Raw genomic sequence first — 24,480 nt, 5'->3', positions numbered from 1 at the left:
CATCAAAAATGTTAATATATACCTTCTTCTCCGAATTTCTTTGCCATCCTGTTTGCAAATATGACTAAAATGAGTCCGACAGCGGCCTTGAACAAACCGACGGCTGTGCTGTAGCTGAACTGCCCCTGCTTTAAGCCCGCCGTATACACATACGTATCGAAAATTTCAGCCACTTCGCGGTTTGTCGCGTTTAATAGCAGGTACACATGCTCAAATCCAAGCTCCAGCGTATCGCCGATTTTCAGGATCAGGAGAACCACGATCACGCTTCTGATCGCGGGAAGGGTCACATGCCACATTCTCCGCAGACGGTTCGCCCCGTCCATTTTCGCCGCTTCGTAAAGCTGCGGGTCTACCGCCGTAATCGCCGCTAAATAAATGATCGTCGACCAGCCGGCTTCCCTCCAGATCACCTGGAGAATATAGAGCGGCCTGAACCAGTTTTCGTCAAGCAAAAAATTGATTTTTTCCCCGCCGAAATAAGCGATGATTTCATTTATCAGTCCCCCGTCTACCGTTAAAAGGACAAATGAAAGCGACACGACGATGACCCATGACATAAAATGCGGAATATAAATCAGCGTCTGAACGAACTTTTTGAACAGCACGATTCTGACTTCGTTCAACAGAAGGGCCAATATAATCGGGATTGGAAAAAATACGACGAGGTTCAGAAGAAACAAGATCAGCGTGTTTTTCAAGAGCATAAAGAAAGTCGGCTCCGTAAACAGCCTTTCAAAATGCTTAAAGCCGACCCATTCGCTCCCCGTTATGCCGAGAAACGGCTGGTAATCCTGAAACGCAATGACGATCCCCCACATGGGCACATACTTAAAAAGGAGAAAATAAATCAGCCCCGGCAGAATCATCAAATACAAATATTTTTGCTGAAACGCCTTCGCAAAAATACGCACCTTTCGTTCTTTTCCGGCAACAAGGGCCGGTTCTTGTCCGGCCTGAGCTTCTGCAGCTTTCATAAACGGCCTCCCTTCACGATGTTTGCTTTCACTTTATCCCAGCATCGAAAAATTCGTCTACAATCATCTCATCACATGGCCCGCACCTTACCCGGAGGCGTATATGACCTGATAAAATGAAACCTGTATTAGAAAATGATTATTGACAAATTTACACAAAAGTCGGATTAATTATATATAACCATCTCGGGGAGTTTAGGGGGGAATTTATGAAAAGGAGACAATACAGGTTTTACTATAAGCTGGTGACATTCTTTTTTATTCTCAGCACGATCCCGGTCATCATCGTCGGCTTTTTTTCTTATCAGCGATCAGCTGAAACAATCGAGCAAAACGTCACAAATGAAAAACTCCAAACCGTTGGACAGATGCAGCTGAATATCGAACATATTTTAAAAACGGTTGATCATTCCTTCACCAACTATGTCCGTTCCTATCCCTTAATCGAGACGCTCAGCCGCAGCATCACACCCGAACGCTTCCAGCTTTATAACCAAATCAATCAGGAATTAAATAAACTGCAGACATTCGACACCGATTTATCCGACATTACAGTGATCAGCCAGGAAAAAAGTGGTATATCAACAATTCCGGACTGTACAAATTGGATCAGGGGAAACAGGCTTTGATGGTCTCGCTCTACAACTCGCTGAAAAGCCGGTCAAGCTGGGTGCTTGAAAAAAACAACGCCCTTGTCGCCACGAAGGAAGGCGGTGCGGAAGACTGCCCGTACAACGTCAATCTCGTCAAACAGCTTCCCTTAAACAGCATGCGGCATAAAGGACTTGCCATCGCCAGCATTCCGTCGTGTTCACTCGTCAAACGAATGCCCCTGAAGTCGAAGACAAACAGCATGATGGCGCTTGATGACAACGGCCGCATCATCCTTCATCAAAAACGGTCACAGATCGGGCAATCGATCCGGCATGAAGATTACTTTCAAAAAATCAGGCAGCTTTCTTCAAAAAACGGACAGTTTGACGTATCAATCGGCGATACGGACTATAAGATTACATACCAGAAATCAGACTATAACAACTGGATATACGTTTCAATGACGACGATGCCTGAACTTTACATGCAGACCGCCTCAATCGGCTGGTTTACGTTTTCGATATGTGGTATTTTGTTAGCGCTTTCATTACTGTTCTCCTGGTTTGGCTCACGCCATTTCTACAAGCCGATCAAAGTTTTATATGAGTCCGTTTCCGGCTTCGCTTCCGGAACAGATGCGGGCAAAGAGCGTCACGAAAGCGAATTCGAGCTGATCGAGCGGAATATTAAAGAAATGAAAAACAAAAATTACGACCTCGCAAAGCGGGTCGAGCAACAGGTCACACAGCTGAAGCAATATTTTTTAACAAGGCTTCTGCTCGGCAAATTGATTGAAGAAGAAACGAAAGAACGCTTTTCAGGCCTCGGCTTTTCGGACGATTGGAGCCACCTTTCCGTCCTTGCCCTGCAAATTGACACCTTGAAGGATACGCCGTACGAAAAAAAAGACCTGGACGTCCTGCTGTTTGCGATCAACAGCCTTGTCGAACAGTCGATCCCAAAGGAAAACCGTCTCCCTTCAGTCGTGATCGATAAGACGCAAACAACCGTGATGCTGAACCGCGGCAAATCGCTTGACACATTTCATCAGCAGCTGAAAAGTACCGCCGAATCGATCCAGCATAAGATCCATGAGGAGCTCGGGCTATTTGTCAGCATCGGGATCAGCCAGCCTTTTACAAACCTCTCCATGTCCAAGCACGCTTATTTGGAAGGGCTTGAAGCGTTGACTTACAGGCTGAAATCTGGGAAACGCGCGATCATATTTTTTGAGCACCTTGACAGGAACAAAGCATTTTTGACCCAGTTTCCAAAGCAACTCCAAAACGAACTGTTTGAAGCGATTAAAGCGTGCGACCGGGAAAAAGCCGCTGAACGGCTCCATCAGTTAATCGAAACGGTTTGTTCTGAGAATACGAACCCTCATCATTGCCAAATTGCGATTGTCAGGCTGCTCAACAATTTAATTGAATTCATGCACCTTCTCGGAATCGAGCTGTTTGAACCGGACGGCAATAATATGCTGTATGACGACATTTTTGAGCTGACGACAATAGAAGAGATCGAAAGCTGGCTGAACACCCGAATCGTCAGCAACATGATCGAAACGTTGAGCGTCAGAGAGGAATCGCAGTATAAAAACATCTCGGAGAAAATCGTCCACATCATCCAGCAGGAATTCGACACCGATCTGACCCTGGAATCGATCGCGGGAAGACTGCATTACAATCCCAACTATTTAAGCAGCATTTTCAGAAAAGAGATGAAGATATCATTCAGCGAATATTTATCATCGTACCGCCATCATATCGCCAAAAGCTGGCTGACGGAAACGGGCTTATCCGTTAAAGAAATTTCTGAAAAACTGAAATATAAAAATCCGCAAAACTTTATTCGTTCGTTCAAGAAGCTCGAAGGGATCACCCCGGGAAAGTATCGCGAACTGAAAAACCATTCGGCATAAAACAAGGCGGTCCCGGAAAGACCCGGGATCGCCTGTATTTATTTCTCCGATTTTTTATATGCTTCTTCATATTCTTCAATCACTTGGTCTCCGCCGTTTGTCCGCCATTTTTCGACCGCATTGTCAAACTGGCTTTCGTCCATTTTGCCAAGGATAAATTGGTATGTCGCATCATCGATGATCTTTTGCAGTTCATCTCCCCTTTCAGATGCAGCCGGAGAGTACAGGCTTTCAGCAGGATTGGAGACGATGATGTTTTCGTTGTCCTCTGTCAGCTCTTCATATTTGGTGCGCAGCGGATCTCCCGTGTTTTTTAAGTATGCTTTATCAATGCCGACAAGGGAGACGAGCGGCTGAATTTCCGCCTGCCAATCTTTCAGCTTGTCATCGATCCGTTTGAAATGATCCTTGTCTTCTTTTTTGTAATGGACGCCTTCGATTCCGTATGTCATCAGACTGTAGACATCCTCTTCTGCGATCCTGTCAAAAAAGGCCAGAATCCGTTTCAGCTCTTTTTCGCTTTTCACGCTCGTTTTCGGAAACGCAAAAATACCGTTGTGCCCGCCTGATGCCCAGACGCGCTCTTTTCCGTCAGGGCCCTTGATGCGGTTGATGATATCGAGCTCCATCTTGTCGTCAACCGACTGATCCCTTAAATTGACGGCATCGACCATATTCCCGACGTAAATCCCGGCTTTCCCCTGAGAAAACATCTCCTGCTGCTGCGTTTTGCTTGTCACCGGAAAGTCTTTATTGATGAGTCCTTCATCATACAGCTTTTTCATGTATTTCATCGTTTCCTTATATTCCGGCGTCATGAAATCGGGTGTAAATGTGCCGTTTTCTTCTTTCCAGTCCGTCGGCATTCCCATGTAGGATCCCAATGTTTTAAACGCTCCGTAGATCAAATCGTTTCTGTCGGCAAGCCCGATCGTATCCTTTTTCCCGTTTTGGTCGGGATCTTTTTCAGTAAACGCCTTTGCCGTCTCGTACAACTCATCGAGCGTCTGCGGCGTTTTCAGGCCGAGATTGTCAAGCCAGTCTTTGCGGATGACGATTCCTTGCCTTGATAACGGGCGCTCCCTGTAAATGCCGTACAGTTTACCGTCAATGGAGGCATTTTTATTGATCAGCTTATTCATCTTGCTCAAATTCGGATAATCCTTCAAATAAGGTCCGACTTCCCAAAACATGCCTGACCTGAAGGCGTTCATAACCGATGAATTTTTGATATCCTGGATGGTGACGACTTTCGGAAGATTGCCGGCGGCAAGCGCGGAATTCAGGCGGTCTTCCTTCACCGCGTCAGGCACCCACATCAAATCGAGCTTTGTGTTTGTGAGCTTTTCGATCTTTTTAATCGCCGTGTCCTTCGGCGGCTGCTGATGATAGAGAATCACCATCCAGCTCAGATCCAAAGGAGAGTTGGGATCGACCTTTTCTTCCTTCGAAGAGGCCTGCTCCGCTCCTTTGTTCGAACAGCCAAACAATCCTCCCGCTAAAAGCGCGAACGCGGCCATCGGGATCAGCCATTTTTTCCCCATACATTGTCCCCCTCGTTTTTAACCTTTAATAGACCCTAATAACGCACCTTTTGCAAAATGTTTTTGAATGAACGGATAGACGAGCAGCACCGGAATTGTCGCGACGACAATCACCGCCATTTTAATCGTTTGCTCAGGCGGCGCCGCTGCTGCTCCCATTTCCGTCATATCCCCCTGCATGCCGCTTGAGACGATGACGATCTGCCTGAGCAGAACCTGTATCGGCCATTTCGTCGCATCGCTCAAATACAGAATCGCCTGCATGTACGTATTCCAATAGGTGACGGCATAAAACAGCGAAATCGTGGCAATCGCCGGCAAAGATAAGGGCAGAATGATACGGAAAAAGATCCCCAGATCATTGCCCCCGTCGATTTTCGCAGATTCTTCCAAACTGGACGGAATGTTTTGAAAAAAGTTTTTTAGAATAATCAGGTTAAAAGCATTAATGGCGCCCGGAAGTATCAGAGACCAATAGGAATCAAGCAATCCGAGCGATTTCACGACGAGAAACGTCGGGATCATCCCGCCGCTGAAGAGCATCGTAAAGACGACCAAAAACATCAGCACACGCCTGCCCATCAGTTCCTTTCTCGACAAGCCGTATGCCATCAGCGAGGAAAGGAACATGCTGACGGCTGTTCCCACGGCTGTTACGAGAATGGAAATGATCAAGCTTCTGTACACGATGTCAGTCGAAAAAATGTACCTGTACGCATCCAATGAAAACGTGGTCGGAAACAATATGAACTTTTTCGAAATGACCTCTTCCACCGTTGCAAAAGAGGCGGCTATCACATGGATAAACGGCAGCACGCAAACGAGGCCGAATCCGGTTAAAAAAGCGTAATTCAACACATCAAACACGCGGCTTCCCGCGGAATGTCTGATCGCCATTTCCCCCCTCCTTTTTTGTAAGCGCTGTCAAAAAATTACGATATCGTGTCTAAAATGTAGCAAAAGGAGGGGAGAAGCGTCTATAATCATTTTGTGAGCAGGAATGCGAAAACAAAGAAAAAGATCATCGCCTTAGAAGATGATACGTCAGTCTTTTTTCAAAAGGTCAGCCGAATTGACTTTCGGCTCATACCCTAATTCGCGGACGGCGGATGTGATCGACCACGGCCGGTCCGGATTGTCGCTGACGGCATAATATGTACCATACGTTTTATCGGCTTCAATCGCACATTTAAATATGCCGACGAGGTCCTTCTTGGACAGCAGCGTTTTTTTCGTCCTCGGCTTTGTCAGCAGCGCTTCTTTTTCGTTTTCGACCGCCGTGCCGATCCGCAAATTGATGACGGAAACCGGGGCGCCTGAATGATGCGAAAACAGGTATCCCAGGTTTTCTGAGGCCAATTTCAGCAAGCCGTACAGGCTTTTTGACAGCGGATAATCTTCCGTCTGAATCGGTCTTTTAAGCAAAGACACGCCATTTTGCTCATAAACGTCTGTGACATGGTTGCTGCTTGCAAAAATGACTTTCGGCACGCCGCGTTGCACTGCGGCCATAAGCATCGTATACGTCGCGTTAAAAAAGATGTCTGTCATTTTTTCAAATTCTTGCTTGTCAAGAAGATTGCCGGTCGGTTTGACGGCGAGAAGGTTGATCAGCGCATCGGTGTCTTCAGGGATGGCCTTCACCGTTTCGTGCATCAGCCTGGATAAACCTTGCAGGCAGCTCTTCTTCAGGCTTTTTTACATCCATTACCGCCAGATCGTATCCTTCATCAGACAGCCCGCGGATCAATATGCGCCCGACCGTCCCGCTTCCCCCGACAATCGTTACCTTCTTCACCAATAATCATCCTCCTGTTCACAGCCATGTTTTCAAAAAATCGATCGCTTTCTGCCTCATTGCGGCGGTTTCCAAATGCCCCGAATGGGAGCGAAACATTTCATAGCGTTCACCCGCGTTTTTTTCTTTATACACGGAGGTCAATGATTTCTCGATGATATCAATCCCCATGACGGGAGTGAGCTTATCCGCCGTTCCGACGAGGCTCAAGTGGGGCCTCGGAGCAATCAGGCTCTGAATCTGTGCGGTTGAAACATGCTTTACGAGCCCTGGTACATATGAATACAGATTGTGCCTGTCCAAATTCTGCGTCTTGATTAGCGTTTCGCTGTCAACCTGGCTGCATATATCGACGCATGCGCTGATGCGTGCGTCCAGCGCCGCCGTCCACCAGGCCATCAAACCTCCCATTGACATCCCGAGCGCAGCCATTCGGCCAGTATCGGTGTCATCCCGCGTCTCAAGATAATCAAGGGCCCGGATGCTGTCATACACCATCATCCCCCACATCACCCGCCCGGTCCAGAGCATCTCTTTAAAAATCTCGCTCTCCGTTTTCCCCCGCCTGTCTCCGAAAGCCCAATGGTCGATGGCGAGCGCCGCAAACCCGAGAGATGTCAGCTCCTCGGCGTATGGAGGCCTTTCCAAATACTCCGCGCCTTCGATCAGCTCCTTCCTTCCCCTTTCGTATCGCCCGCCGTGGGAATGGCAATAGAGCACGACCGGCAGTTTGCCTTGCGCCTGTTTCGGCTTCACAAAATAGGCCGGAACGGTCTCGATGCCGTTTAACCCTAGCAATAGCGTTTCAAGAATGAACGAATCCTTTTCTTCTTTTTTAAGAGTTTTCGCCTGAATCTCCTTTTGATCCGGCAAATCGCCGAGCAGCCTGAGCAATTGTCCGCGCATCACATGTCTCCTTTCTTCACCTCTTCATGGTTACATAAATACGATTTGAAAGGGGCTTTCACCTGTTTTTCAGGTAATATTTAAACCTCGTGTCTTTTAAAGGACCGCTGCGAAGGGCAAAAATAACGGTCGCGAACATGACAAAACACAAGATCGGAAGCGATGAAAACAACAGAAGAAGCGAAAAACAGCCGATCAAAAAAACGCAAATCGCTTTATAAACAAAACCGCTCAACAGCCGGTATGCTGCAAAAAGGCCGCAGAGTGAATGGCAGATAAAAAAGGCGTTTGCGATAGCGACGAGCGTGTCGACATTGACGGCATGAAAAAACAAACAAACGAAAACACTTGCGTGTACAGCGAAAATCAAGCCAAGCGCTGCGATCGGCTTATCGTCCTTCGTTCTGTACGCAAGGACGCCTGCTGTCTGCGAGGATATTAATCTGGCGGCTCCCCCGACGACAAGCAAATACGTGCTCATGCACAATACAGAGGTGACCGCGGCGATGACGGCTAATGCGTACGGGCCGAACAGCGGCGTTAAAATGAGCGTAAGCTTCAGCTGGCCGCTTTGAAAACGGCCCGGATCGATCCACTGGGCGGCTCCGGCTACTGCAAGATACACGAGTGTAACCGTCAGCCCGTTGATCACGACAGCACGCGGAATCACCTTCCTTCTGTCTTTTACCTCCATGCTGTAGTTTCCGATCATTTCCCAGCCGACCAAAGCCCAAAACAGCAGCAGCAAACCATGGCCAAAATCGGCAAGCCGAAAAGCCCCTTCGATCAGCGGCCCTTCCCTGAAAAAAGGAATCGACGTGAAGCTCCCTACAAGCAAGAGAACCGCCGCCGTACTTGAAAAGACGAACGAAACCTTTCCCACAAACGAAATGCGAAAGCACAGCACAACGAGGCAAATGATGAACAGCAAAAGGCCGTAAGCTTCAGTTGAAACCGCAGAACCGGCCGCGATCGAGTGAATATACTGGCCGGCCGTCATGAGTACGGCCGCGGGGCCAAAGCTTGCTGCAGTGATAAAATAGAAGACTGCCAGTTTTTTCGCCCGAATGCCGAACGCTTTTTCAGCCGCATAAGCTATACCCGCATCGTTTGGAAATTCAATGCTCAATATCGCAAAAATCCGCGCAAACAAAAACCCGGCTCCCATCATAAACAGCCAGGCAAATATCGCATAGTCCCCCGCTATCTCATGAACCATCGGCGGCAGCAGAATAACACCTGAGCCTAAAATCGGCCCCGTCATCAAACCGCTTAGCAATAAAGACCCCAGTTTTTTCTCTTTCACCTAAACACAATCCCTTCTAAACGATTTAAAATGATTGTAATCTCATTTATTAAATCAGTAAAATAGATAGTAATGATCCATAACTTCGGATTTTTCGATATTAGAAAAAAAGGAGACCTGACACAGATGGAAATCCGCCACTTGAAAACATTCAAAACCATCGTCGAAATCGGGGGATACACCCGTGCGGCAGATTATTTGGGCTATGCACAATCGACGGTGACTTCCCATATACAGGCGATTGAACAAGAATTGAGAAAGCCGTTATTCTATCGTTTAGGAAAAAAGATGCTGCTTACGGAAGCGGGGAAACATCTCCTTCCTTATGCGACGGAGATGATCGAGCTGTATGAAAAAGCGAGGTACATTTCTGCAGACGACGAGCAGCCCTCCGGAAACCTTATCATCGGCGCTTCCGAATCGTTAACCGTCTACAGGCTGCCGACGATCCTTCACGAATATAAAAGCAAGTATCCGCAGGTGACAGTGACGCTGAAGTCTTCAACATGCTGGCAGCTGAGGGATGAGTTGAGACAGGGGAAAATCGATGTCGCTTTTTTGCTGGATGAAGAGCGGAACGAAGAGGATCTCCATATTGAAAAACTCGTGGACGAGCCGATGGTGTTCATCTTTCCAAAGGGGCATCCGGCAGGGAAAACCGATTATCAGCATTTGGCATTCAGCACAAATGAGACGTTTTTATATACGGAGCACGGGTGCAGCTACAGAGACTTTTTTGAAGAATATTTGCATAATCAAGGCGTCGTCACCGATAAGACGATGGAATTTTGGAGCGTAGAGGCCATTAAACAGTGCGTCATGTGCGGGCTGGGCGTCTCTCTCCTCCCGATGATCACAACCCGTACTGAAATCAGCGAACAAAAGCTTGAGGGCATCATGGTCAAAGACGCCCTCTTTTCTACCCAAATGAGTTATCATAAAAACAAATGGTTCTCTCCGGCGATGACCGCCTTTACAGAAATCGTCCGCAGTCAGGCGGAAAAGTGGCGCGAAGCATAGCCGGCTAAATTCCTTCCGTGTTCATCAGCACGATCCGCCAGCCGTCGGGATCTTCGATCGTTACGCCTTTTTCTTCCCAATACGGGTTTTCCGGAGGCACCTCTTCATACCCCATGTCAGACAACCTCTTTGCAATCGTTTTGATTTGCTGAAAATCAGGGATGTAAAAAACGAGAAGGTTGTCTTTCGTCGGGGCGGGACACGGGCTCCCGTTTTCGTGTGACGTGAATTCAAGGTGATACAGGGAATTCGGCAGGCCGAACATCGCGCCATCGTAGCCGGCATGCCCGGAAAACTCACCGATCCTTTGTAAACCGAGACCTTTCTCGTAAAAGGCGATGACCTCTTCAAAACGGTCTGTCGGTCTTGCGATTCGTACCTGCACGGCGGAAAAATCGGCAAACTTCATATTCATCAGCTCCTTTACCTCATTGTAATACATGGACGAAACGGCTGAAATCAAACATAAGCCTGAAAAGATCCAAGGCTTAGGATCGAAAAAAACCCCTTCGCGGAGGAAGGGGTTTTGCTTTAGTTTGCGACAATATTGACAAGCTTGCCCGGAACGGCGATCACTTTTCTGACCGTTTTTCCTTCAAGCTGTTCTTTTACTTTTTCGTTGTTTTTGGCCAGTTCCTCAAGCTGTTCTTTGTTTGCGTCAGCCGGAACATTTAACTTGGCTTTTACTTTCCCGTTCACCTGAACGACGATTTCAACCTCATCATCGACAAGCTTCTCTTCGTCATAGACAGGCCATGCTTCATATGCGATCGTGCCTTCATGGCCGAGACGGCTCCAAAGCTCTTCAGCAAGGTGCGGCGCGACAGGAGAAAGCAGTTTCACAAAGCCTTCCATATATTCTTTCGGAAGCTTGTCCGCTTTATATGCTTCATTGATAAAGACCATCAGCTGGGAAATTCCCGTATTGAAGCGCAGCCCTTCGAAATGATCTGTCACTTTCATTACCGTTTCATGGTAGACACGCTCAAGCGTTTCGCCTGCTCCTTCCGTAATCTTGCTGCTCAATTCGCCATTGTCGTCGATGAACAGGCGCCATACGCGGTCAAGGAAGCGGCGCGCACCGTCAAGGCCTTTCGTAGACCAGGCAATCGAAGCGTCGAGCGGCCCCATGAACATTTCATACAAACGAAGCGTGTCTGCCCCGTGCGTCTTGACGATTTCGTCCGGATTGACGACATTGCCTTTTGATTTGCTCATTTTTTCATTGTTTTCGCCGAGAATCATTCCCTGGTTGTAGAGCTGCTTAAACGGCTCTTTTGTCGGCACGACTCCGATATCATAAAGGAATTTATGCCAGAATCGCGCATACAATAAGTGAAGAACGGCGTGTTCTGCGCCTCCGATATACATATCGACAGGAAGCCATTTCTTTAATTTTTCAGGAGACGCGAGTTCATTCGGATTTTTCGGATCAATATAGCGCAGGAAGTACCAGCAGCTGCCGGCCCACTGCGGCATTGTATTCGTTTCACGTCTTCCTTTTTTGCCTGTTGCAGGGTCTGTTACTTCGACCCATTCTTTAATGTTGGCAAGCGGCGATTCTCCCGTACCGCTCGGCTTGATTTCAGACGTTTTCGGCAAGATAAGCGGCAGCTCTTCTTCAGGAACCGGGGTGGATGTGCCGTCTTCCCAATGGATGATCGGAATCGGCTCGCCCCAATAGCGCTGGCGGCTGAACAGCCAATCGCGGAGGCGGTATGTCACTTTTTTCTCGCCTTTGCCGTTCTCTTCAAGCCACTCGATCATTTTTTCGATCGCAGCCGCTTTGTCGAGACCGTTCAGAAAATCGGAGTTGATATGCTCGCCGTCGCCTGTATACGCTTCTTTTTCAACGTTTCCGCCTTTGACGACTTCTTTGATCGGGAGACCAAATACCGTTGCGAATTCATGGTCGCGTTCATCATGGGCCGGAACCGCCATGACCGCTCCTGTTCCGTATGTAGCCAGGACATAATCGGCGATCCAGACCGGAATTTTTTCTCCGCTCGCCGGATTAACCGCATAAGCGCCTGTAAAAACGCCTGTCTTCGTTTTTGCCAAATCGGTGCGCTCAAGATCGCTCTTTGACTGAACTTCCGCAATATAAGCGTCGACCGCATCTTTTTGTTCAGGCGTCGTGATCTTTTGGACCAGATCGTGTTCAGGAGCTAGTACGGCGTACGTCGCACCAAACAGAGTGTCGGGACGGGTCGTGAAAACCGTAAACATGGCGTCCTGGCCGTCGATTTCAAAATGAACGTGTGCACCTTCAGAACGGCCGATCCAGTTGCGCTGCATTTCTTTAATGCTCTCCGGCCAGTCGAGCTCTTCAAGGTCTTCGAGCAGACGGTCGGCGTATGCCGTAATTCTCAGCATCCATTGCTTCATCGGACGCCTTTCGACAGGATGACCGCCGCGTTCGCTCTTTCCGTCGATGACTTCTTCGTTGGCGAGAACGGTTCCGAGCGCCGGACACCAGTTCACAGGCACTTCATCTACATAAGCGAGGCCTTTTTCATAAAGCTTTAAGAAAATCCACTGTGTCCATTTATAGTAGTCAGGATCTGTCGTATTGACTTCCCTGTCCCAGTCGTACGAAAAGCCGAGCGCCCTGATCTGGCGGCGGAAATTATCGATGTTCTGCTTCGTAAAGACGGCAGGATCATTCCCCGTATCGAGCGCGTACTGCTCAGCCGGAAGCCCGAATGCATCCCAGCCCATCGGATGCAGGACGTCATATCCCTGCATGCGCTTCATGCGCGAGAGAATGTCCGTCGCGGTATAGCCTTCCGGATGGCCGACATGCAGGCCTGCTCCGGACGGGTACGGGAACATATCCAGAGCATAAAACTTCGGTTTGGATGTATCTTCAAGCGTGGCAAAAGTCTTGTTTTCAAGCCAATAGTCCTGCCACTTTTTCTCGATTTTTTGATGATCAAAACTCAATTGTAAAAACCTCCTTTGAATGTACGTACGGCATCCTTGCATACAAGTATGGACGGGACCGGCATCGTGATATTCAGATTATTCCAAAATCAAAAAAACTCTCCCATCCCTAAGAAGGGACGAGAGATTCGACTTCCCGCGGTACCACCCTTGTTAGTGTACATTCGTACACTCACTTGATATCTTTAACGCAGATGCACGGCAGCAGCTCATCACTGCTGCAACTCTGAGGCGAGTTCGGAAGCCCAACCTGATTGACTTTCACCAGCCGTCAACTCTCTGTGGCAGATGGGGCTTCTTACTGCTCCTCTTCACTGTTCTTGCCGTAACCGTAATCTTATCTGTATTTTATAGAATTCTGTTCATAAGTGCAAGCAGGTTTGTATACAATGGGAATGTGCTGAAAAAAGGGTAAGAGTGAGGATCTTAATCGTGTGGAGAATCGTTTTGCCGTCCGGAGTTTTGTACATTTGCCTGCTGTTCTCTGACAAAGTCAAAGCTTCTCAATACAGCTTCACCGCCGTAGCCTGCAACAATGGATAAAACCACGAGCTGAATTCCGGAGTCAGGTTCCGCAGATAAAACAAGCAAAATAGAGGCAACCATGCCGACAAGAATATCTTCAAAAAAACCGAGGTAAATAAATCGTTTCGTCGTTCTCGGTTTCTCGAGCCGTCCTCTTTTTTTAATGTGCCCGAGAACCCCCATAATCCCTCCAATCAAACAAGCAACCAAAACTTGATGCAGCATCTTCATCACCTTCCTAAAGCCCTTAGATTCGTCAAGCGACTTCAGGCCATCGAGCAGCCCCCCTAGAACCCTTTGCGATGATATTCGATACTACTACAGAAAATGTGTTCTGTCTCTGAGGAAAAAAAAGCTTGTTTCTTCCATTATATGTGAAGAACTAGGTAATAATCTTGATTCCTTCGATTCATTTTCACATAATTACAATTACCTATTTTTTCTATATCAAACAGAGAGCTGCTTTTCCTTTCGGCCATATAAATATGCTGTTCCTATGCTGATCATCAGCAAAACGAGCAGAACAGCCAATAATGCCTGCATGCTGAAAAAATCAACGATCATTCCGCCGAACAGCGGCCCGATCATTCTTCCTCCTGTCGCCATGCTGTTGACGAAGCCTTGGTAAAACCCTTCTTTCCCCCGCGGTGCGAGGCGGTTTGCGATCGTCGGAACAGCCGGCCAGACGAGCATTTCCCCGAGCGTCAGCACGATCATCGCGCCGAGGAAAACCCGGAAAGATTCAGCGGCAAACAGCATGCCGTAAGCAAACATAAAAATGATGAATCCGCTCACGATTTGTTTTTTTAGCGAACTGGCGAATCTGTGGACAAACATTCCGGTAAGCGGCTGACCCAGGACGATGAGCGCACCGTTGACCGTCCATAGCAGACTGTACTGCCCGAGCGATATGCCGAGATCCTGCGTATGTGAAGCGATCGTTGAAGACCATTGGGAATAAGCGACCCAGCCGAGAAGATAGCCCGTACATACGAGCATGAGGGCTGAAAATCTTGATTTTCCGCTTGCGCCGGCAGCATGATCTACAACGGATGACTGTACTGCACGTTCTGTGCGGATATGTCTGAATCCAAAACATGCAATCGCGAAAAAAACGGCATAAAGCATCGCATTCGCAAAAAAGACGTAAGCGAATGAAAATGATGCAACGACTCCCCCAAGCGCGGAACCGACAGCGACCCCGGCATTTTGCGCTACATACACGGCATTAAAAGCCTTTCTGCCGCCTTCGGGCCAAACCGCTCCGGCCATTGCGTAGCATGCCGGAAACACAACACCCGACCCGAATCCGACAGCTGTCAACAAGAGGATATAAGCCGTCCAGCCATGAAAAAACACGAGGGCGGAAAGGCTGACAAACGTGATCACGATTCCGATAATGACGGATTTGAAACCGCCGATTTTATCAAACAAATAACCGCCGCATAAATTTCCGATGACATTGGCTCCGGAGTTGAGCATCAATACAAATCCGGCTGCGGTTAACGATTTCCCTAAATGGTCGTGAATATAGATAGTGTTCAAAGGCCACAAAAAAGAAGACCCCGTTACATTGATAAACATCCCGATGATCAGCATCCATAACGTACGCGGCACTGTGTTTTCCTTCTTTCTGATTTTCGTTCCTTCTAGATTCTATTCGTTTTGGCCATTTTTTTCAATGGAGGGAATTCGGTTTTCCTTCATAAAAAAACCCCTTTTTAGAAAGGGTATTTTTTATAATATTCAGAAAAATACTTTAATCTCCGCTGCTTAGATGGGGCGGGGTTTGTATTCAGGGTCCGGGCCATCGTGGATTTTTATCCTGTCCGGCTCAGCACCGCTCCCGTCCCGCGGATGTTTTACAGTTCCTGGCTGTTCGAATGCCGGCGGACGTTCAGCCCCGTTTCTTACGTCCATTGGCGAACCCGGCTCCCCCATAAAACAGCCGGTTTTTTTGTCATGTTTCTTATTTTGAAATTCCGCAAACACCCCGTTTTGAAACTGACCGGCGTAAGGCTTTTCCCCGCGATTCGGCTGAAAGAATGCCGCAAATCCAGCCGTTTTTGCGGACTGAATATCAAAATACTGTTCTTCAGCAGAACCGATTTTAATCGTCCGGCTGCCGCTTTCTGTTCCGTTTGCACATGAAATGATGAGCGTAATCACTCCTGCCACCCCAAGCGCGCCTGTTAAGGCCGAAAATTTTATCACGTCAAACGCCTCCTATCATAAAAAAGCGGAAAAAGTTCGCAGATTCGGGAGAACCGGTCCATATTGAATCGATCATAATAATCGGAATTTCAGCTTTCCTTTTTTCTATCGGCGATTTCGCACTTCGTTTTATATGCAATCTGTTTTTCGGCGGTTCTCCCGCTCCCCTGGAAAACGTCGTCCTATGGAACAGAAAGCGAAGAACGAAAAAAAGCCGGCAAGATGCCGGCTCCCTGAGGCTGTCCGATGACATGTATGTCTTGAGATTAGAAACCGGCACAGCGGCATCTACGTTGCCGTTAGAAGCTGTATGTTCGCATGCCGCTATTCGGTCATCCATTTCGGCTTTCCGAATCCGGCGAATTCTTTGTCGATCGTTTTTTCGAAAGCCTCCGATTTGACCGCTTCTTTTAAATCTTTGGCGAATGGTTTATCTTTGTTTTTTCCGTCGACAACGATTTGGTTGCGGTAGCGGTCAGGCATGTTTTCAAGCGCAAGGGCATCCTGCAACTTCATGCTGGCAGACAGGGCGAAATTGCCCGGTACGGCGGCGATGTCAAGATCTTCAACCGCCCTTGGCAGGTTGGCGGATTCGAGCTGCTTAAACGTCAGCTTTTTCGGATTGTCCGTGATATCGCGTTCAGAAGCTTTCAATGTATCGATGCCGTCCTTCAGCTTGATCAATCCTTGATCCTTAAGCGTTAAAAACGCCCTGGCAGCGTTAGCCGGATCATTCGGTATAGCTACTTGTGCCCCCGCCTTGACCTCTTTTAGCGATTTATACTTGGATGAGTACAGACCCATCGGTGCGGTCGGCACCGAAATCAGAGCGGCGAGATCTTTGTTGTTTTCCTTATTGTAAGCTTTCATAAAGACTTCATGCTGAAACAAATTGGCGTCAAGCTCGCCTTCCGTCAATGCCGTATTCGGCTGCACATAATCTGTAAATTGAACGACATCCACTTGATAGCCTTTTTTCTCAAGCTCAGGCTTAATCGCTTTTGTGACCATATCGTAATAAGGGCCTGCGGTTGCACCGATTTTAATCGCCTTGCTTCCGTTTGCCGCGCTGTTTCCGCATGCGGCAAGAAGGGCAAGTGTTCCCGCCAATGCAAGTGTTCCCCACAATTTTGTCCATTTCTTCATTCCAATCTCCTCCTCAACATAAAAAAACTCTTCCAGTCCGCCTGAAAGAGTCGATCACTTATCTTTCAGAATGCGTCTGACATTCTGCTGGATTTAGCACCTTGCTTATGCAGGTTGCTGAGATTTCACAGGGCCAGTCCCTCCATCTCTCTTCATAAGTTACATATTTGATTCCCTTCATTCTACGTATGAATATTGAGATTTGCAAGAACTTTTTCAACTTAATGAGTTAAAATATGAATACAAGAAGAAAGGAGACCCAAAAATGGAATTTTTCTATGCAATCGGATTTTTTTCCATCATTTTTTCGCTCGGCTATGCTGTTTTTCATTTGATCAGAAAAAAGTTCTTTTCGCCTGACAAACGATTCTCCAAAAAAATCTTTTATCCCTTTCTGATAGGCGGTTTTCTCCTTTGCGCTGCGACATCACCTTATACGGATCAGAAAACATACGCCGGGGAAAACGAAACGAAAGAACAGACGGCTCAAATCAAAGAATTGACGTCTGAGAAAACGTCTCTTTCAAACGAAATCAAATCATTAAAAGAGCGGATTCAAGAAACGAATGAAACATTGGCATCCGTAAAAACGGAGAACGAAACGTTAAAAAAAGAAAATGAGAACCTGCTCAAAGAAAAGGACAAGCTCGCGAAAGATAAGAAATCAGCAGAGAAAAAACTGGCAGGCGTCCAAAAGAACAGCGCAAAAACGAAGCAGGCCCAGGCAGATAAGCAAACAGAAGCTGCTTCAGCCGGGCAGAATAAAAGCTCAGGCTCTTCCAAAAAGACCGCAGAGCACAGTCAGGAGTGCAACATTAAGGGAAGCGTCAACAAAATTTATCATACGCCTAGAAGTACATACTATGACCGCACGAAAAACGTCGTCCAATGGTTTTGTTCTGAACAGGAAGCACAAGACGCGGGATACAGACCGCCAAAACGTTAAAAAAGCCGGCGCGCTGCCGGCTTTCTTTCTATAATTCTCTTCTTAACGCAGTCAGCACGTTCGTTCTCGTCGCTTTGACGGCCGGATTCAATCCTGACAGAATTGCAACCCCCATACTGATGACAGTCGCAATGATGACAAGGCTCACCGGAATATAGGAGAACGTGATGCTGAAATCCTGTGCGCTCCCTTCGCCTTGGGAAACCGATGACAAAATCACGGGGAGAAGCTTGTTCACCAGGAAGCTGACACCGTATGAGATGATAACGCCGAATACAGATCCGATGAAGCCGATATAGGCGCTTTCCATTAAAAACATTTTGCGGATGACGTTCGGACTCGCACCGATCGCTTTCATAATTCCGATCTCCTGGGTCCGCTCCGTGACGGCCATTGTCATCGTGTTGAAAATGCCGATCGCAGAAATCAATACGGCGATTACCCCGACGAAAATCAGTCCGATTTTAAAAGCCATAAAAAGCAGGTTGACGCTGTCCAGCTTTTTCGTGACAGAATCGACGAAGAAGCCTTTGTCTTCCATATCTTTCGTGAGCTGATCGACATGTTCAAAGTTGTCCGCATAGACTGTCAGTTCTTTTTCTATATCACCGCTGTCTTTATCCGCTTTCAGAAAATCGGTAATCCCTTTCTGCATGTCATTGCTGACATAGACGCTGGAATCGCTCACCCAATCGTAAGAAGGCTTTTCCATTACCCCGACAACCTTAAAGTCATACGTTTTTTCCTTGCTTTTTTCTCCTGTCTTTTCATCTACCTTCTCAATCTTTAATTCTATCGTCTTGCCGAGAATATCTTTTTCATATCCTTTAGGTTCTTTTATGTCATCTGGATTGTTTTCTTGCTGCTTTTGATATTCTTTCGCTTCTTTTTTCGTCCACAGCATCTTGCCGAAATGATAGCCGACGACGATTTCATTCGGCGATTTCGCCACGCGTCCGCGGTCCAGTTTGATGTTCGCTTTTTGCTCTGCCGCCATATCGGTAAGCATCAAATAACCGATTTGCTCATTGGTCCGATTGCCAAATTTGGCTTCTACAGGCGCCATCACTCTTGTACGTTCAATAACGGCTGCTACATCGCCGCGTTTCTCAAAGTCTTTTAAGTCTTTCTTTTGAACAGGCTTGTCGCCTTGCCCTTCTTTTCCTGCGACATCGATTTTCGTGACAATCTGATCTTTCATCAGCTGCTCGGTCATCGACTTTTGCAGCCCGAAGCCGACGGAGGCGAGCACGATTAAAAACGCGCAGGCCACCGTTGTCGCCAATATTGTCATAAACACCCTGAGGCGGTTTTTCTTCATGTTTCTTCTGATGAATTTCAGCTGGTCCTTAAACTTCAACGGTCTCTTCCCCTTTCTCCAACACCCCGTCAAATAAACGGAATTTCGTATCTGCGATCGACGCCACCTCGTCATCGTGGGTAATAATAATGAACGTGATGCCTCTTTCTCTGTTCAGCTGCTTGATGAATCCGAGGATTTCCTGCTCTGTTTCGGAATCAAGGCTTCCCGTCGGCTCGTCCGCCAAAATGATCGACGGGTTTAAAATCAGCGCCCGCGCGATGCTGACGCGCTGCTGCTGTCCTCCGGAAAGCTCGTTCGGATAATGGCCTGCATGGTTTTCAAGGCCGACGCGGCGCAGCATGTCATTCACCCTTTGCTTGCGCTCCGCCGGACGAACGCCTTTTAATGTAAGGGGCAGCTCGACGTTTTCAAACGTCGTCAGACTCGGAATCAGCTGAAAGCTTTGAAAGATAAAACCGAAATGTTCAAGGCGAAACTCCGCCCACTCTTTTTCGCTGAATCCCGTCACATCCGTACCGCCGATCATGATCTTTCCTTCTGTCGGCCCAATATAGCCGGAAATCAGGTTTAACAGCGTCGATTTCCCTGAACCGCTCCGCCCGACGATACAGGCGATTTCTCCTTTTTGGACGGTAAGCGAGACGTCCTTCAATACTTTGATTTCGTTTTCCCTTCCTTTTTTTCCGATTTTGAATGAGTGGTGAATATGTTCTATGGTAATCATTTTCTCTATCTCCTCTCCGCGGTTTACAGTCTCGTTTTTTTGAAAATCAAGAAGTAGCTGAGCAAAAATCCGACAACTGAGCCGATGATCATCCCTATGATGTAGCTTATAATGTTTTCTGAAGCGGCCAGGCCAAAACCGAAGATGCCGAATAAGATGACGAGAATCTGAATCGGTCTCTCCATCTGCCTCCATAAGAAAAAGTGTCCGTTTCTCTCAACCGGCTGTTTCAAAAAACAGAAATAGCCAATCACATAAAACAGAACGCCCATAATAAGCGGAATGAACATAACCAGCCTGTTTTCATCCAAAATGCCGAAATGATCGAGGTATATAATCGGTGTGATATAACCTAAAAAGTCCGAATCCATAAAAACACCGCTGTCAACTATTCCGAAAAAACGGAGAATAACCTGAATATTGGATATCGGAAGCCCGATGAGCAAATACGGCAGAATAGACGCCGAAAAAGCAACGACCAGCTGCCCCAATATGTTGCCTGTCATCGTCCCGGCCGCCATCACCAAAGAATAAACCATAAAACTGAAAAACATGGCGCCTATAAAAAGGACGTGAAAATTATGCACCTCCGGCTTCAGCACGGTGACCATCAAGTATGAGAGTAAGTACGATAATAATTGCGCTGACAAAAGAACAGATGCGCCAAACACAAACTTTGTCTGAAAAACCGTGACCCGCTTATAAGGAAGACTTAATGTGAAATCGAGCGTTCCTTTGCTCCGTTCAAAGCCCAACTGGCTGAGTGCAAGGATGACTCCCCCTATCCAAAACATCTGGACAAATGTTCCGGTTGGATATTCTATGACAAACTCGCACTGTAAATCTTTAAAGGCTTTTTGATCCTCCAGACACCCCTGATAAGATAAATAACCGTTCAATATTGTAAGCGGCTCGCTGAGCATAATGGCGGCAAAGACGATTAAAAAGAGCCATTGATGCTGCTTCCACTCTTTATAAAGCAATCCGCGGTCTACCATCTTCGCTTCCCTCCAAACTTCGCGATGAATACTTCCTCAAGGCTGACAGGAAGCTCGTTCCACACCTTAGGAGACAGGCTTTTGAGAAACTGCCTGCTTACATCGTCTCCTTTCGGAATGAGCACTGTATAAAACACGCCTGTATGGTCTAAAACAGGTATGTCTCTCTCCCTGATCTTTACATTGACGTCTTCTTCAAACGCCATTTGAATCTTGATGAAGTCTTCTTTCAGATCGTCAAGGTCCATGACGTTTGACAGCGTATTGTCTTCGAGAAAGCCGATCCGGTTGCACATCCGCTCTATATCTTCGAGCCTGTGGGATGTGATCAGAATGGTCGTATTGTGTTCGGCCACTTCATCGACCATCAGCTGAAGGACGTCATGCCTTGTGACCGCATCGATGCCGTCTGTCGGCTCATCAAGCAAAATGACGGCAGGGCGGATGGCAAATGACAAAATGAGCGACATTTGCTTTTTCAATCCTGTCGACAATTCCCGGTATTTTTTAGTTTCAGAAATCCCGTAGCGGTTCATTAATTCGTTTGCATATGTAACATCAAAGTCCGGATATATGCCGCGCAAAATCGCAACGAGCTGTTTGTAGCTGTATTTCTCAAAAAAAGGATTTTGCACCGGCATGTACATGATGTTTCGCTTTACCAACGGGTGATCCTTGATTTTAATGCTGTCGAATAAAATGTCTCCCTCGTCTGGAAGAAGAATCTGCTGGATAAGGCGAAGGAGCGTCGTTTTTCCCGAACCGTTTCTGCCGAGCAATCCGAATATTTCTCCTTCTTCGAGTTTTAAAGAAACGTCTTTGAGCACTTCTTTACCATCGATCGTTTTTGATACATGCTTTAACTCAATCATCTGCCGCGCCTCCTTTCACCTCTTCGCTGATTTCCGCGATCCATTCATATAGCTTCTGAATGTCGATTCCGGCGTAGTGTGCATCGATGATCAGCTGTTTTAACTGCTCTTTCATCATCGTGATCTTCCCTTCATCAAGCGTGACTTTCGCGTTTTCTGAAATGTATGTCCCTCTTCCACGCAACGTTTCGATAATCCCTTCGCGCTCAAGTTCTTTATAGGCTTTGCTTACCGTATTCGGATTTGCAATGATGATCGTCGCAAGCTCTCGGACAGAAGGAAGCTTATCTCCGGGTTTCATTATTCCTTTTAAACAAAGCTCTTTCATCTGCTGAATAATCTGCTCATAAATCGGAGTCGAGCTTCTCGGATCGATTTGGATCATCTATCTCCCTTCTTTCTCATTCAATCTCTTCAATTCATGGGGCCTCTTTAAATCTTCAGAAAAAACGCGCTCCCCATATTTTCCTGAAGCATAAAACCAAGCGTTGCAAGAACAAACAAGAAAGAGCAGGCGATGATAAACGCCAGTACAACCATTGGCTTCTGTGCTTTTTTATGTTTATCACTCATGAAAGAAAGCTCCTTTCAACTTGTGTATGAATTGTATTACTCGATGTAGTACACTTAATACAATAATTATACACAAATGATTTGTCAACAATTTTCCCAGAAAAAAAAGACCCTTTAAAAGGGCCTTTCATACGATCTCTCGAGGATCATATTATTTTGAAGGGCTTGCAGCTGAAGCCTTTTGCGGTAAATTTCCTCCCTTTGCTGTGGATTGGCAAACAGTGAGAGTTTATTTAAATCGTTGACTGCATTTTCAAGCATCAGCTGCGCATTGCTGTACTCTGTCTCATTGTAATGTTCCTGCTTGCTCGCAGTTTCAAATTGAGTCAAAGCATAATCGTAAGCATCATCGCTTCTTTGGATGTGTTCTCCGACGGATTGTCTTGTAGCCAAAGAAAACCCCTCCTTAATGGAAAAATTCCATCGCGTTTAGTTTTGCCCTATCCGCCCATGATCAATAAAGAAAATAATGGAGAAATGGATTTGTTCTCATCCGCATTATTTGCTACAATTTTAGGATGCCATCTACTACAAGGAGGAGCCTGATTTGCATCAGAACAACCCTTTTCCGTATACGAACAGCGAAAAACGATATCATACATGGAATTATCACTTAAGAAATCATTTCGGACACAAGGTCTTCAAGGTTGCCCTTGACGGCGGGTTTGACTGCCCGAATCGCGACGGCACGGTCGCACACGGGGGATGCACGTTTTGCAGTGCGGCCGGAAGCGGCGATTTTGCGGGAAATCGCGCAGACGATCTCATCACCCAATTTCATGAAATCCGGGACAGAATGCATGAAAAATGGAAAGACGGCAAATATATGGCCTATTTCCAGGCTTTTACGAATACGCACGCACCTGTCGACGTTCTCCGTGAAAAGTATGAAACCGTCCTCGGCCTTGACGGGGTTGTCGGACTCTCGATTGCGACGCGTCCTGACTGTCTGCCCGATGATGTCGTCGAATACCTTGCCGAGCTGAACGAACGGACATACCTTTGGGTGGAGCTCGGCCTGCAGACCGTTCATGAACGGACAGCCGCTTTAATTAATCGGGCCCATGATTACGAATGTTACGTCGAAGGCGTAAACAAGCTGAGAAAACACGGCATCAGGGTCTGTTCCCATATCATTAACGGCTTGCCGCTCGAGAACTACGATATGATGATGGAGACGGCAAAAGCCGTTGCCGATTTAGACGTACAGGGAATCAAAATCCACTTGCTTCACCTCTTAAAGGGAACACCGATGGTGAAGCAGTATGAGAAAGGCAAGCTGGCGTTTCTTTCCCAGGATGAGTATGTCAAGCTCGTCTGCGACCAGCTTGAAATTTTGCCGCCGGAAATGATCATCCACAGAATTACAGGCGACGGCCCCATCGAATTAATGGTCGGGCCGATGTGGAGCGTCAACAAATGGGAAGTGTTAAACGCCATTAACGGCGAGCTTGAAAAACGCGGCAGCTATCAAGGAAAATGGTACAAAAAAACGAAAGAGGAAGCCATGTCATGAAACTGAAGAAAATCCTTCCATATGCAAAAGAATTGCTGAAAACTGCCGCCGGGGAAGGCGACATCGTCATTGATGCGACAATGGGAAACGGTCATGACACATTCTTTTTGGCCGAGCTGGTCGGGGAGAGCGGCCATGTCTATGCCTTTGACATTCAAGAAGCGGCTCTTTTGAACACGGCCGAAAGGCTTGGAGTCGAGTATAAAGACCGGGTGACACTGATTCAAAAAAGCCATGATGAACTTATCGCTTCGCTTCCTGACGACGTCTCAGGCAAGGTGGCGGCAGCCGTGTTTAACCTCGGGTATCTTCCGGGAGGAGACAAATCGGTGACGACAAAAAGCGTGTCGACCATCGCCAGCATCAAACAGCTGCTCAACATCCTGAAAGATGAGGGCCTGATCGTGCTGGTCGTCTACCACGGCCATCCCGAAGGAAAGCGGGAAAAGGACGCCCTGCTCGAATTTTGCGCATCGCTCGACCAGGATACGGCCCGGGTCCTCTGCTACCAATATTTGAACCAGCGAAACGATCCGCCGTTTATCATTGCAATCGAAAAGAAAAAAGCGGTTCAAAAGTGATAGCCTGAAAATCCTCCGTTTGGAGGATTTTTTTCATTCAAACATA

The 24,480-nt window shown here is 47.2% G+C and carries 22 protein-coding genes, 2 pseudogenes, 1 riboswitch and 1 other annotated feature; of the genes and pseudogenes, 5 read left to right on the top strand and 19 right to left on the bottom strand.

Annotated features, from left to right (window positions below):
* Positions 1 to 11: 11 nt before the first annotated feature.
* Positions 12 to 977, bottom strand: a complete 966-nt coding sequence (locus tag MHB78_RS06850) for a sugar ABC transporter permease (RefSeq protein ID WP_046129315.1) — start codon at positions 975 to 977, stop codon at positions 12 to 14.
* Positions 978 to 1,186: 209 nt separating this feature from the next.
* On the opposite strand from MHB78_RS06850, the pseudogene MHB78_RS06845 reads away from it, so the two are divergent.
* Positions 1,187 to 3,495: pseudogene (locus tag MHB78_RS06845) on the top strand (helix-turn-helix domain-containing protein).
* A gap of 38 nt (positions 3,496 to 3,533) precedes the next feature.
* Here MHB78_RS06845 and MHB78_RS06840 read toward each other — a convergent pair.
* The 5 genes and pseudogenes from MHB78_RS06840 to MHB78_RS06820 all read right to left on the bottom strand — a co-directional run bounded on the left by MHB78_RS06840 (position 3,534) and on the right by MHB78_RS06820 (position 9,049).
* On the bottom strand, positions 3,534 to 5,039 hold the full coding sequence (locus tag MHB78_RS06840) for an extracellular solute-binding protein (protein WP_046129317.1): 1,506 nt from the start codon (positions 5,037 to 5,039) through the stop codon (positions 3,534 to 3,536).
* Positions 5,040 to 5,057: 18 nt separating this feature from the next.
* The gene (locus MHB78_RS06835) at positions 5,058 to 5,936 is read right to left on the bottom strand and encodes a carbohydrate ABC transporter permease (RefSeq protein WP_046129318.1); all 879 of its coding nucleotides are present in this window, start codon (positions 5,934 to 5,936) and stop codon (positions 5,058 to 5,060) included.
* 147 nt (positions 5,937 to 6,083) lie between these two features.
* Positions 6,084 to 6,837 (bottom strand): annotated as a pseudogene (locus MHB78_RS06830) (NAD(P)-dependent oxidoreductase).
* Positions 6,838 to 6,855: 18 nt separating this feature from the next.
* Positions 6,856 to 7,743, bottom strand: a complete 888-nt coding sequence (locus tag MHB78_RS06825) for a dienelactone hydrolase family protein (protein WP_046129319.1) — start codon at positions 7,741 to 7,743, stop codon at positions 6,856 to 6,858.
* 58 nt (positions 7,744 to 7,801) lie between these two features.
* Entirely contained in the window at positions 7,802 to 9,049 is a 1,248-nt protein-coding gene (locus tag MHB78_RS06820) for an amino acid permease (protein ID WP_231947380.1), read from the bottom strand.
* A gap of 126 nt (positions 9,050 to 9,175) precedes the next feature.
* On the opposite strand from MHB78_RS06820, the gene MHB78_RS06815 reads away from it, so the two are divergent.
* Positions 9,176 to 10,069, top strand: coding sequence for a LysR family transcriptional regulator (locus MHB78_RS06815; protein ID WP_046129320.1), 894 nt, complete (start codon positions 9,176 to 9,178; stop codon positions 10,067 to 10,069).
* 4 nt (positions 10,070 to 10,073) lie between these two features.
* On the opposite strand, the gene MHB78_RS06810 is transcribed toward MHB78_RS06815, so the two are convergent.
* From MHB78_RS06810 to MHB78_RS06785, 6 genes are all read right to left on the bottom strand, one after another.
* Positions 10,074 to 10,478 carry a VOC family protein gene (locus MHB78_RS06810; RefSeq protein ID WP_046129321.1) on the bottom strand — a complete coding sequence of 135 codons (405 nt, stop codon included), beginning with the start codon at positions 10,476 to 10,478 and terminating at the stop codon, positions 10,074 to 10,076.
* Between the two features lie 122 nt (positions 10,479 to 10,600).
* Positions 10,601 to 13,015 carry a leucine--tRNA ligase gene (leuS, locus tag MHB78_RS06805; RefSeq protein WP_046129322.1) on the bottom strand — a complete coding sequence of 805 codons (2,415 nt, stop codon included), beginning with the start codon at positions 13,013 to 13,015 and terminating at the stop codon, positions 10,601 to 10,603.
* Between the two features lie 112 nt (positions 13,016 to 13,127).
* Positions 13,128 to 13,339 (bottom strand) — a binding site (T-box leader).
* A 102-nt stretch (positions 13,340 to 13,441) separates the two neighbouring features.
* Positions 13,442 to 13,771: a DUF4257 domain-containing protein gene (locus tag MHB78_RS06800; RefSeq protein WP_128748408.1), complete on the bottom strand. Its 330-nt coding sequence runs from the start codon at positions 13,769 to 13,771 to the stop codon at positions 13,442 to 13,444.
* Positions 13,772 to 13,987: 216 nt separating this feature from the next.
* The gene (locus tag MHB78_RS06795) at positions 13,988 to 15,157 is read right to left on the bottom strand and encodes an MFS transporter (protein WP_046129324.1); all 1,170 of its coding nucleotides are present in this window, start codon (positions 15,155 to 15,157) and stop codon (positions 13,988 to 13,990) included.
* A 156-nt stretch (positions 15,158 to 15,313) separates the two neighbouring features.
* A complete protein-coding gene (locus tag MHB78_RS06790; RefSeq protein WP_046129325.1) occupies positions 15,314 to 15,754 on the bottom strand; it encodes a hypothetical protein in 441 nt (146 codons plus the stop codon).
* A gap of 324 nt (positions 15,755 to 16,078) precedes the next feature.
* Entirely contained in the window at positions 16,079 to 16,900 is an 822-nt protein-coding gene (locus MHB78_RS06785; RefSeq protein WP_046129327.1) for a MetQ/NlpA family ABC transporter substrate-binding protein, read from the bottom strand.
* 55 nt (positions 16,901 to 16,955) lie between these two features.
* A riboswitch (SAM riboswitch) is annotated at positions 16,956 to 17,061 on the bottom strand.
* Positions 17,062 to 17,165: 104 nt separating this feature from the next.
* On the opposite strand from MHB78_RS06785, the gene MHB78_RS06780 reads away from it, so the two are divergent.
* The gene (locus MHB78_RS06780) at positions 17,166 to 17,846 is read left to right on the top strand and encodes a hypothetical protein (protein ID WP_046129328.1); all 681 of its coding nucleotides are present in this window, start codon (positions 17,166 to 17,168) and stop codon (positions 17,844 to 17,846) included.
* 28 nt (positions 17,847 to 17,874) lie between these two features.
* On the opposite strand, the gene MHB78_RS06775 is transcribed toward MHB78_RS06780, so the two are convergent.
* The 7 genes from MHB78_RS06775 to MHB78_RS06745 form a co-directional block, all read right to left on the bottom strand.
* Entirely contained in the window at positions 17,875 to 19,206 is a 1,332-nt protein-coding gene (locus tag MHB78_RS06775; protein WP_046129329.1) for an ABC transporter permease, read from the bottom strand.
* A complete protein-coding gene (locus tag MHB78_RS06770) occupies positions 19,196 to 19,894 on the bottom strand; it encodes an ABC transporter ATP-binding protein (RefSeq protein ID WP_046129330.1) in 699 nt (232 codons plus the stop codon). The genes MHB78_RS06775 and MHB78_RS06770 overlap by 11 nt, the downstream gene beginning before the upstream one ends.
* Before the next feature lie 23 nt (positions 19,895 to 19,917).
* Entirely contained in the window at positions 19,918 to 20,892 is a 975-nt protein-coding gene (locus tag MHB78_RS06765) for a permease (protein ID WP_046129331.1), read from the bottom strand.
* Positions 20,886 to 21,764, bottom strand: a complete 879-nt coding sequence (locus MHB78_RS06760; protein ID WP_046129332.1) for an ABC transporter ATP-binding protein — start codon at positions 21,762 to 21,764, stop codon at positions 20,886 to 20,888. The genes MHB78_RS06765 and MHB78_RS06760 overlap by 7 nt, the downstream gene beginning before the upstream one ends.
* On the bottom strand, positions 21,757 to 22,149 hold the full coding sequence (locus tag MHB78_RS06755) for a GntR family transcriptional regulator (protein WP_046129333.1): 393 nt from the start codon (positions 22,147 to 22,149) through the stop codon (positions 21,757 to 21,759). Before MHB78_RS06755 ends, MHB78_RS06760 begins: the two co-directional genes overlap by 8 nt.
* 47 nt (positions 22,150 to 22,196) lie before the next feature.
* Entirely contained in the window at positions 22,197 to 22,337 is a 141-nt protein-coding gene (locus tag MHB78_RS06750; protein ID WP_164918173.1) for a hypothetical protein, read from the bottom strand.
* Between the two features lie 114 nt (positions 22,338 to 22,451).
* The gene (locus tag MHB78_RS06745) at positions 22,452 to 22,730 is read right to left on the bottom strand and encodes a YtzC family protein (protein ID WP_046129334.1); all 279 of its coding nucleotides are present in this window, start codon (positions 22,728 to 22,730) and stop codon (positions 22,452 to 22,454) included.
* Between the two features lie 154 nt (positions 22,731 to 22,884).
* Here MHB78_RS06745 and MHB78_RS06740 point away from each other — a divergent pair, with 154 nt between their 5' ends.
* Positions 22,885 to 23,853 carry a TIGR01212 family radical SAM protein gene (locus MHB78_RS06740; RefSeq protein WP_046129335.1) on the top strand — a complete coding sequence of 323 codons (969 nt, stop codon included), beginning with the start codon at positions 22,885 to 22,887 and terminating at the stop codon, positions 23,851 to 23,853.
* Positions 23,850 to 24,434, top strand: a complete 585-nt coding sequence (locus MHB78_RS06735) for a class I SAM-dependent methyltransferase (RefSeq protein WP_046129336.1) — start codon at positions 23,850 to 23,852, stop codon at positions 24,432 to 24,434. The genes MHB78_RS06740 and MHB78_RS06735 overlap by 4 nt, the downstream gene beginning before the upstream one ends.
* Positions 24,435 to 24,480: the final 46 nt, after the last annotated feature.

The sequence above is a fragment of the Bacillus sp. FSL K6-0138 genome, assembly GCF_037982765.1.
GTDB lineage: Bacteria > Bacillota > Bacilli > Bacillales > Bacillaceae > Bacillus > Bacillus glycinifermentans.
Note: the sequence above shows the minus strand (reverse complement) of the source record. Positions and strands in the feature narration are given on the sequence as shown.